Source organism: Maribacter sp., from assembly GCF_049667165.1.
In the GTDB taxonomy this organism is placed as follows: domain Bacteria; phylum Bacteroidota; class Bacteroidia; order Flavobacteriales; family Flavobacteriaceae; genus Maribacter_A.
The window spans coordinates 1-10,447 of the sequence record NZ_JBATHS010000392.1 but is presented as its reverse complement, the minus strand read 5'-3'; the positions used below and the strand labels follow the sequence as shown (position 1 = coordinate 10,447).

General features: G+C 40.0%; 9 protein-coding genes, 1 tRNA gene and 1 pseudogene. 6 read left to right on the top strand and 5 right to left on the bottom strand.

Features of this window, described 5'->3' with window-relative positions; all coding sequences use genetic code 11:
• Both WBM98_RS17860 and WBM98_RS17855 read left to right on the top strand, forming a co-directional pair.
• Positions 1-1,657, top strand: a pseudogene (locus WBM98_RS17860) (SusC/RagA family TonB-linked outer membrane protein); the annotation flags it as partial.
• A gap of 13 nt (positions 1,658-1,670) precedes the next feature.
• A complete protein-coding gene (locus tag WBM98_RS17855; protein WP_424367376.1) occupies positions 1,671-3,158 on the top strand; it encodes a SusD/RagB family nutrient-binding outer membrane lipoprotein in 1,488 nt (495 codons plus the stop codon).
• A gap of 702 nt (positions 3,159-3,860) precedes the next feature.
• Here WBM98_RS17855 and WBM98_RS17850 read toward each other — a convergent pair.
• A tRNA-Arg gene (locus WBM98_RS17850) sits at positions 3,861-3,934 on the bottom strand.
• A gap of 189 nt (positions 3,935-4,123) precedes the next feature.
• On the opposite strand from WBM98_RS17850, the gene WBM98_RS17845 reads away from it, so the two are divergent.
• The gene (locus WBM98_RS17845) at positions 4,124-4,636 is read left to right on the top strand and encodes an adenine phosphoribosyltransferase (protein WP_424367375.1); all 513 of its coding nucleotides are present in this window, start codon (positions 4,124-4,126) and stop codon (positions 4,634-4,636) included.
• A gap of 61 nt (positions 4,637-4,697) precedes the next feature.
• Positions 4,698-5,420, top strand: a complete 723-nt coding sequence (locus tag WBM98_RS17840) for a hypothetical protein (RefSeq protein WP_424367374.1) — start codon at positions 4,698-4,700, stop codon at positions 5,418-5,420.
• A gap of 24 nt (positions 5,421-5,444) precedes the next feature.
• Here the strand turns inward: WBM98_RS17840 and WBM98_RS17835 are convergent, their stop codons facing one another.
• The 3 genes from WBM98_RS17835 to WBM98_RS17825 form a co-directional block, all read right to left on the bottom strand.
• Positions 5,445-5,612, bottom strand: coding sequence for an SsrA-binding protein (locus WBM98_RS17835; protein WP_424367373.1), 168 nt, complete (start codon positions 5,610-5,612; stop codon positions 5,445-5,447).
• 77 nt (positions 5,613-5,689) lie between these two features.
• Positions 5,690-7,435: a M56 family metallopeptidase gene (locus tag WBM98_RS17830; RefSeq protein ID WP_424367372.1), complete on the bottom strand. Its 1,746-nt coding sequence runs from the start codon at positions 7,433-7,435 to the stop codon at positions 5,690-5,692.
• The gene (locus tag WBM98_RS17825; RefSeq protein ID WP_424367377.1) at positions 7,435-7,794 is read right to left on the bottom strand and encodes a BlaI/MecI/CopY family transcriptional regulator; all 360 of its coding nucleotides are present in this window, start codon (positions 7,792-7,794) and stop codon (positions 7,435-7,437) included. The genes WBM98_RS17830 and WBM98_RS17825 overlap by 1 nt, the downstream gene beginning before the upstream one ends.
• 158 nt (positions 7,795-7,952) lie before the next feature.
• Between WBM98_RS17825 and WBM98_RS17820 the strand changes: the two genes are divergently transcribed.
• Positions 7,953-8,891 carry a calcium/sodium antiporter gene (locus WBM98_RS17820; RefSeq protein ID WP_424367371.1) on the top strand — a complete coding sequence of 313 codons (939 nt, stop codon included), beginning with the start codon at positions 7,953-7,955 and terminating at the stop codon, positions 8,889-8,891.
• Between the two features lie 66 nt (positions 8,892-8,957).
• On the opposite strand, the gene WBM98_RS17815 is transcribed toward WBM98_RS17820, so the two are convergent.
• Positions 8,958-9,980: a glutamine synthetase beta-grasp domain-containing protein gene (locus WBM98_RS17815; protein ID WP_424367370.1), complete on the bottom strand. Its 1,023-nt coding sequence runs from the start codon at positions 9,978-9,980 to the stop codon at positions 8,958-8,960.
• 207 nt (positions 9,981-10,187) lie between these two features.
• On the opposite strand from WBM98_RS17815, the gene WBM98_RS17810 reads away from it, so the two are divergent.
• The coding region (locus WBM98_RS17810) for a glutamine synthetase III (protein ID WP_424367369.1) at positions 10,188-10,447 on the top strand (260 nt) is incomplete at its 3' end.

Sequence of the window (10,447 nt, the reverse complement as noted above, 5' to 3'; positions counted from 1 at the left end):
TTATACAAGAAAATCTACGAGTGTTACTCCTTACGGTACAGCGTACCAACCTCTTGGATCAATGACGGAGCAGGAAAGAAGATATACCCAGGTTGATGCTGATTTAATCTTGGGAGCGGACAAGGATATAACAGATAAGTTTTCAACTTCTGCCTTGGTCGGTGTAAATGGAAACCATATTAAATATGAGGAATTGAATTTAGGTGGAGGTGATTTCATTGTTCCAGGATTCGAGGATATATCCAATTTAGCCAACCAAAATAGATCCCGTGCTTTTAATGAACGAAAAATTGGATCTGTGTATGGTTCTTTGGAATTAGGCTATGATCGCTGGGCCTATTTAACCTTTACAGGTAGAAATGACTGGTTCTCTACGTTATCCTTTCCTGGTAAGACAACCTCCAACAATGTTTTCTATCCATCGGCGAACGCTAGTTTGGTTTTATCCGATGCTTTTGAAATGCCAGCATCGATCACCTTCTTAAAACTTAGGGGTGGGTATTCCGAAGTAGGTGGTGGTGGAGACACATCCTATCAATTGGCCCCAACCTATGAATTATTCGGGCAAGGCCATTTGGGCCAACCCCTTGGAAGGGTTAGCGGCGGTACAGTGCCGAACGCCGATTTGGTACCTTGGAAAAAAAGTGAGATAGAGATTGGTCTTGATGCCCGATTTTTCAATAACAGATTATCTTTGGATTTGGCGGTTTATACAAATGAGACCACCAATGATATTGTGAATGCTACAACATCGATTTACTCAGGATATAATTCTGCTTCAGCGAACTTAGGTAAAACGGAGAATAAGGGTGTGGAATTTTTGCTTTCCTTTACTCCAATACGAACTGAAAAATTCAATTGGACGTCAAGTATTAATGGATCCTTTAATGAAAGTTTAATTGTTGAGACCAACGCTGAAGGACAACCCGTAAGTTTGGATGAGCCCCGTACACGTAACGTTAGAATACAACACGAAGTGGGCCAGCGATTTGGGAAAATCGTAGGTGTAAGTTATGTTCGGGACAACGCAGGTAACATTGTATATGATCTGAATTCCGAAGGTGTGCCATTGGCCCGTCAAGGTGATAGGATTATTCTAGGTGATGGTGTGGCTCCTTGGGCCATGGGTTGGAGTAATAATTTCACTTTTGGTGATTTTAACTTGAACTTCTTGATCGACGGTAAATTTGGTGGTCAGGTGTTCTCTGGTACCAATGCCATAGCCTACGGCAATGGTCTACATAAAGAAACACTGGAAGGTAGGGTAAACGGACTCACTGTCACAGGAATCGATGGTGCAACCTTTGACGCCGATGCGGGTACGGGTACTTCATTTACCACAACAATAACTCCAGAGTTTTTGGCAAACTATTACGGTAGATTGAGCGGCATAGCCGAAGAGTTCGTGGAAGATGCAGATTATATCAAATTCCGGGAATTAAGCTTTGGGTACAGCTTCCCCAATGAGATTTTGGATAGGACCTTCTTTACAAGTGCCAATATAGCCATTATAGGAAGAAACTTATTCTATATACAAAGAAGTGCGGATAATATTGATCCCGAAAGTGCCTATAATGCTGGCAACTCCCAAGGACTTGAATATTTTGGACTGCCTTCGACAAGGAGTTATGGTCTTAGTTTAAATCTTAAATTTTAAAAAAAAAATAATAATGAAAAAAATACTATATATACTGTCAATTGTCTTGTTGATGGGTGCGTGCGACGAAGGTTTTGAGGAACTGAACGTTGACCCTACGAAACCAAGTCAGGTTCCGGTAACAAGTAAGCTAACCGCGGCCCAGTTATTTACTTCTGGGGAGCGTTATGAAAATTGGAGAGCCAATTTGATCTATCAATCCACCATGATGCAGCACTATGCCACCACGGCGGGGTACTGGTCTGGGGACAAATATACTTGGAATCAAGGGTATGCATCTTCTTTGATCGATCGTTATTATGAGAATCCTGTAAAATCCGTAGAGGATATCTTATATCAATTGGATCAAGATGGATCTCCAGCGGAAATGAAAGCGATAACCCGTATACTTCGTGTCTTTATTTTTTCCAGATTAACCGATTTATATGGCGATATCCCTTATAGTGAGGCTGGTAAAGCCGTAACTGAGGGTATTCTACAACCAAAGTATGATCCCCAAAGTGAAATCTATGCCGATATGTTAAAAGAATTGGAAGAATCTGCGGCGGCATTGGGTACGGGAACTTCTGGATTTGGCTCTGCTGATTTGTTTTATGGAGGAAATCAAGCCCAATGGAAACGATTTGCCAATTCTATGATGTTGCGTTTAGGTTTGCGTTTGATTAAAGTTGATCCTGCCGCAGCCCAAGCTTGGGCAACTAAGGCCATAGCAGGTGGCGTAATGGAGTCGAATGCTGATATTGCCTTTGTACCACATACCGTTGGACCTGAAGGCGTAAATCAAAACGGTATCGGGGAAGTTTTTCAAGCCGATAATAATCAACGTATGAGTAAGACATTTATCGATTTCTTACAGGATGATCCAAGGTTACCGATTTTGGCCTCTAGATTTTCTGACGGAAGTACTGATCCAGCCGATTTAAAAGGCTTACCCAATGGGTTGGATTTGGAAATGTTGATGGCAGATACCGGGGAGGAAAATATTGATGAATATGCCGAACCCAACCGTAATTTTATGACTCGTCGGGATTCTCCTATGATCTTCCAAACCTACGCTGAAGTAGAGTTTATGTTGGCTGAGTGTGCTGTGCGCTGGGGTCTTGCCGGTGGTGATCCAGAGCCTCATTATAATGCTGGGGTTAGGGCGGCCATGAAAATGTATGAAATCGATTCACCCGATGCTGCAATTGCTGATGCTGATATCGATGCGTATTTGGCAGCAAAACCATTTGATGCGGCCAATGCGTTGGAGCAAATCAACACCCAATATTGGGCAGCGACCTACCTGAATGAATATGAGGCGTTTTCCAATTGGAGAAGAACAGGTTTCCCAGTGTTGGTACCCGTTGTTTACCCAGGAAATGAGACAGGTGGCACCATACCAAGAAGACTTACCTATTCTGTAGGCGATCAAGCCAATAACCCTGATAATTATGCAGAGGCAATTTCAAGGCAAGGTCCGGATTTATTGACCACTCGTGTTTGGTGGGATACCGAATAATAGATTTGTTGTTCTCTTTGAGTTTATAGTTAATTTTTGAGAGAGTTAGTTTGATTATAAAGGAGAGGAAACTCTCCTTTATTTTTTGATTCAATTCATGCCTCAGATAATGATTATTGGTGAAGAAAACCCCAAGGCAATGCCTTGGGGTTTTCTTTTAATGGTCATTTCCGTAAAACAGGAATCCAATAAAACTGTTGTATGCTGGTTCAAATGATCCGAATACTTAGAGGGGATATTCTTGAAATGATGCAAGTGGAATATCCCTATGCCATTCCGCGCATGGCGTTACCTGTTTTTAGGATATCTGGTTGCAAGGAATTTTGTATTGTTTTTTGTCGGATATATATGAGTATGAAAGCTTATTTAATATGACTTGTGAACATCCATAAGTTGCCTAAAAGGAAATCAAATCAAGATTACCTTCGGTTTTCTTGATAAAGCTCCTCCCGAAGCGTCGGGATTGAAAATCAGAAATCCATACTTAAAAATTCAAGCAAGCTTGACTCTACGTACAGGTTTTTGATTTATTCGTGATCCTGACAAGATTACCTTCGGTTTTCTTTTAGCTTCAAAGGTGCAATTGGAAAACCATGGGCTGCCACCCTGGTCCTTGGTTTTTTCCAAGGCTTCAAGCTATCGCTTGGCCTTTCCAAAAAACAAAGAACCACGTCTGAAAAAGACGTGGTTTTCCGAGTGTCGTGATCCTGACAAGATTCGAACTTGTAACCTTCTGATTCGTAGTCAGATGCGCTATCCAGTTGCGCCACAGGACCATATAGGTTTAAAACAGCCTAAGGTTTCGACAGTACCGACGTATCGAGGAAACCTGTAACCCTGTCTGCCGACAGGCAGCCTTCTGGATTGTAATCAGCTACACTTTTTAGATGCACCTCGAGGCCGTTTATAGGGGTGCAAATATATTTCTTTTTACCTTTACTGCAAAATATGCATAATCTATTTCAATGAATTTAAAAACCTTTATACGGGATATTCATGATTTCCCTACCAAGGGGGTCATCTTTCGGGATATCACCCCTCTTTTAAAAGATCCGAAAGCCCTAAAATTTACTGAAGATACTTTGATGGGACTTCTCGGTGATTTAAAAATCGATAAGGTGGTAGGCATGGAGAGTAGGGGGTTCTTTTTTGCACCTATGTTGGCATCCAGATTACATGCGGGCTTTGTCCCGGTGCGTAAACCAGGTAAGTTACCCTATACGACCATACGGCATGAATATGATCTGGAGTATGGTAGCGATGCCTTGGAGATACATGCCGATGCCATACAAAAAGGGGATAGGGTCTTGATCCATGATGATGTGCTGGCAACAGGGGGCACGGCCCAGGCCACCTGTAGATTAATAGAAAAAATGGGAGGGAAAATCGTACAGTGCAATTTTTTATTGGAAATCGATTTTCTAAAAGGGAAGGATAAATTGTTGGACTATGATGTAAAGGCAATACTGCATTATTGATGTAAGGTTCAACGAACATAATATTACGAAAGGATTGACATAACTAAAAAAATAGCAGCGCATGAAAATATCACGATTTTATACAGTGTCATTCGTTTTGATTTTGTACACTTCCGCAATCCCAATGTATGGCCAGGCCAGGGTTACCGTTCGACAGAATGGCCCCAATACGGAACTGTACTTCAATACAACGGTGAAGGCACCAACGTACGATGAGGTCATCGGATCTCCCTATCTATACGAAGACTTTGTCCCGGCGAGGGTCAATGAAATCGAGGTGACTCATTTTATCCGCTTCAATGTTTTTGATAATAGTATTGAATATAAAAATGAAGCGGGTGAAATTTATTCGATGGTTAAACCTAATGACTATAACATCGAGTTATTGGATGGCTCGAACAAGGTGTATGAAACACATGATTACAATGATGATAAAAAGGAGGTTGGAAATACCTTTTTTGAAAAAATACTCACGAATGGGGATTATGGCCTTTACCATAGGGAGATAATCGAATACACCCCCGTTAAAATGGCTAAGAACAGTTTTGAAACCAATAGACCCGCAAAATTCATAAACACCAAAGGTACATTCTACTTTGTGGATTATGATACTGAAGGGCAAGTCCTTATAAAATTACCGAATAGGGAAAAACATTTATTAAAGCTGTTCAATGAACATGCCGCTGAAGTAAAGGAAATACTAAAAAAAGAAGGATTGCATATCGATCGGGAGAAGGACCTGATTCGCATTCTCGATTTTTATTTCACCCTAAAATCATCCTGAATCAGGGATTCTTGATCCCTGTGTTTATTTTGGGTCGTTTTTTTCGATGGCCCTGGTGGTCACGTAATAGCGCCACCCTATTAGGACCAATTGCCATTTAGAGGCTTTTGCTAGATCCAATCCTTGTTTTGTGAAAGAGGGCAAAATGGCTTTATTGATGTTTGCAATAAGTTTGAAAAACGAAATTCCCATGGTATTCTGATTAATTCAAATGTATAAAAACCCTGACGAAATTATCAGGGTCTTATGAATGCTTTGAAAACATATGTTTATTCTTTTTTGAGGGTTATAAGCACAACCCCATTCTTACCTTTTTCGCCGTATATAGTTTTTCCCATTTCGCCTTTAAGAACATTGACGGATTCAATACCTGAAGGATCTAGCTCCTTCATCTCTTTTTCTTTAACTTCTTTACCATCGATTATAAAAAGCGGTTTTTCCTTTCCTCCACTTTTCATGATGAACATTTTTTGATCATCGTCATCTTCCAAGATGATATTATCCATATCCATATCCATATCCATATCGATATCCTCATTCTCATCGGACATTTTCATGATGAAGATGTTTTCATCTTTGTCCCCTTTTGATTTTTTTATTTTAATATGTTTTTCATGAAGCCCATCTTCCTTTTTCATTTTGTCGAATTCCTTACGGCTGACTTCTTTTCCATTGACTTTTATGGTTTCCTTACCATTTTCATCAATGATCTCAATGGTCTTATGTTCGACGTCATCGACGCCATCACCATCCGCTTCTACCCATATCATCTTATCATCATCTTCATCGACCTCAATACGTACGTTCTTCTTAATTTTGGAATGCATACCGTCTTTGCTTCCCATTGAAATGCTATTGGTGCCCTTATCGTAAATAATATGAATTGGATCTATACCTTCCTCTTCATTGCTGAAACTTGAAGAACTTCGTGTTATATTGCCATCCTCATTGGTTGTGGCAAAATCCACGGAAATCTCTATGATTTCTTTTTTGGAATTATGGACGGCCGTATAGGAGAAATCAATTCCCTTTTTAGAAAGGTCTTTTTTCAGGGCCCTTAATTCCTTGTCGGTGGTATTCTTGTCTATCCTAATTTCGATAAGCTGGGAATTTTGTACCGAAGTCGATGGGGTGTCCAATGTGGTTTTCGCAGGCACATAGACTTCCTTGGTGTTGAAACTGACTAGAAACAGGGCCAATGCCGGTAAAATGAATGCGATCTTTAGCATATTCCGTTTGTTTGATTTTGATTTGTTTAACATGACTATTCGCTTTTTGATTAATGAATTATAAAAATTATTGACTATCGGGACGTACAATTGATTTCCAGAAACCTTTAATAAGGTGTATTGGTAATTTTTGATGGAAGGTATTTCTTTGGTGGCTTCGGCATCGGCCAAAAACTCCAGGTTTTGTTTTATGTTGGATTGGTAGAGCCAACTAAACGGGTTCATCCACGTGACTATGGTTATTGCTTGGGACAGTAGCACATCCAAGGAATGCCACTGCGAACTATGTGCCTTTTCATGTTGAATGATAGCCGATAATTCATTGGGGGAATACAGCCTGGGGTTGTAAAATATGTAATTAAAAAAGGAAAAAGGGGCAATGGGGCCATTCATTTCCACATACCTGAATCTACCATCGGCAACAATACTATTGGACGTAATCATTTTGGCCAAGGAAAGAACCTGGGCTATGAACTTTGTTCCATGCATCAATAATCCCAAAAGGTAGATTGCGAAGACCAGATGCGTCCAATGGAGTCCTTGAGCCTGTTGTTCCATTGTGATGGAGGTATCATTTCCTGAAAGGGAATGAATTGGAATGGTGCTGAGTTCGATGTAATGGGTTATGGTAACGAAAGGTAAGAGCAAGGAGGCTACGATACCCACAAACAAGAAATGCCGATTAACAGCATAAAATGTCTCCTGTTTTAAAAATAGCTGGTAGGTCAAATAGAAGAGGGAAAGAATGCCCGAGACCTTCAGAATGTAAATCAAAAGGGTTTCCATTACTGTTTCTTTTCGATGAGTTCTATGATTTCCTTTAATTCCTTGACTGATATTTTTTCTTCCTTGGCAAAAAAGGAGACCATACTTTTATAGGAATTATCAAAATATTCGACAAGTTTTGAGTTGACGAATTTCTTGCGATAGGCTTCGAGGGTTATCAATGGGTAATATCTATGCGTGTTTCCAAAGGCTTCATACCCTACGTATTTTTTTTCCTCAAGATTGCGCACAATGGTCGATAAGGTATTGTAATGGGGTTTGCTGCCCTGAATTTCAGCCATTATCTCTTTTACGAACGCCTTTTTTAGGCGCCAAAGAATAATCATGATTTCCTCTTCCTTATTGGTCAATTTTTGCATCGGTCCTATATCTTTTTCCAAACATAAAAGGAATAAATGAACAACACAACTATTTTAATAGTTATTTAACTATAAAAATAGTTTTGCGCAATACGCACAATAGTATGGTTTGACCAAGGCAAACAAAGATCTTGGTTTATATTTGTCAAAAGCGCAGCATGCAAAACTTTCTTTTTATTTTCCTTGGTCTAATTTTCCTCATTGCAGGGGGCAATTGGCTCTTAAAATCCGCGGTGGCCCTTTCCCTTCGATTGAATATCCCGAAAATTGTTATCGGTATGACCATAGTGTCCTTTGCCACTTCTGCTCCAGAGCTCATTGTAAGTATAAAGGCGGCCACAGATGGTTTTCCAGATTTGGCCCTAGGCAATGTGGTCGGTTCGAACATTGCGAATTTAGGTTTGGTATTGGCCGTGATCTTACTATTAGGTAGTATTGAGGTTCGTAAAGGCTTTTATACTACCGATTGGCCCATGATGATGTTGGCCTCCTTGCTCTTTTTTGGGTTTATATTCTTTGATGGGGAATTGCAGAGGTACGAGGGGATTATTATGGTCGTAGGGCTATTTCTATTTTTGGTCTATCTTCTAAAGTACCAGAAAACGGCTGTTGTAGAGGAGGCCCATGAAGATGATGTTCCATTACCTTTATATAAGGCCATATTGTTTTTGGGACTTGGAGGTGTTGCCCTTTGGAGTGGTTCTGAATTATTGGTAAATGGGGCAGTAGGACTGGCCAATAATTATGGTGTAAGTGAACGGATCATTGGTATCACTATAGTTTCCGTCGGTACGAGTATTCCGGAATTGGCTGCCTCTATAATAGCCATCGTAAAAAAGGAAAAAGCCATTTCCCTGGGCAATTTAATTGGATCGAATATTTTCAATATCATGGCCGTATTGGGTATCACCTCGATCATCACTCCCATTCGGGTGATGGATCAGACGTTGCTGAGTAATGATATCTTTTGGATGTTGGGAATCTCGTTCTTGATTTTCCCCTTGGTATTTTTTCCAAAAGGCCTGCGATTGGGATGGCGCGACGGATTGGTGTTGCTCTTGGTCTACGCGTTGTTTATATATTTCACAACACACTGATAAAAAAAGCCCTGGCGATTACCGTCAGGGCTTTTTTATTAAAACAATCGATCATTTTAAAATCCTTTAAACCTTTACGGATTTAACGGTTTTGATGATTCTGCCCGCGATTTTATACGGATCAGCGTTAGAAGCAGGTCGTCTATCTTCCAACCAACCTTTATATCCTTTTTGAACGGCAATTAATGGAATACGAATTGATGCTCCTCTATCTGAAACTCCCCAAGAGAAATCCGTGATATTAGCTGTCTCGTGTAATCCTGTTAAACGTTGGTCGTTAAACTCACCGTAAACGGCAATGTGCTCTTCAACAACACCACGGAAAGCTTCACAAATTGCAGCGTAGACTTCCTTATCTCCACATGTTCTTAGTGTAGTGTTAGAAAAGTTGGCATGCATCCCAGAACCATTCCAATCCATTTCCCTTCCAAGAGGTTTGGGATGGTATTCAATATAATAGCCATACTTTTCAGTTAATCTGTCAAGTAAATATCGTGCAACCCATAATTCATCACCAGCTTTCTTGGCTCCTTTGGCGAATAATTGAAATTCCCACTGTCCACAAGCAACTTCTTGGTTAATACCCTCAAAATTTAATCCGGCCTCAATACAAAGGTCGGCGTGTTCTTCAACCAATTGCCTTCCGTGGGTATTTAATCCACCAACAGAGCAGTAATACAAACCTTGTGGTGCAGGATATCCGCCTCTAGGGAAACCTAAAGGTAAGTCAGTTTCTGTATCCATTATAAAATACTCTTGCTCAAAACCAAACCAGAAATCATCATCTTCATCATCAATTGTTGCCCTACCATTGGATGGGTGAGGCTTTCCATCAGCCGTATAAACTTCGGTCATAACCAACCATCCGTTGGCGCGTTCGGGATCCGGGTAAATAGCTACTGGAACCAACATACAATCAGAAGCGTCACCTGTTGCCTGTTTCGTTGAAGATCCATCAAATGACCAATTCCCTAATTCTTTTAAAGTTCCTTTGAAGTTTTCATGTTCCTCAACTTTGGTTTTGCTCCTCATATTTTGAGTGGGGAAATAACCATCTAACCAAATGTATTCTAATTTAATTTTTGCCATAATGTTGGATGTTAATTTTAAATTTAAGAATAGCAAAAGTATGATATTTGTAAAATATATCGTTTTTTTTAGGGGGTATTTATCAACAAGTGGTTAATAATTTCACATACCCCTGTTTTTTTTGGGGTATTTTATGTAAAAGGTATTATTGTATAGTTTAAATTATTAAATCGTTAATCATTATTTTTGTCGAAATCTATTAAAATTATGTCTGGATTAAGGTTTAATGCAATTCTTGAAAGTCAAAAAAGAATTCCACTACCTATTGAGGAAAAGGGTAGGCGTTCCGAATTTTTCGCAACCAATGTTTTCAATGAGGATAAAATGTTGCAGCATTTGACCAAGGATGCTTTGGAGAGTGTTCGGGGAGCCATTGATTCCGGTTCTAAAATAGAACGGAAAATAGCCGATCAGGTGGCTGAGGCCATGAAGGGATGGGCCATCAGCAAAGGGGCAACCCATTATAC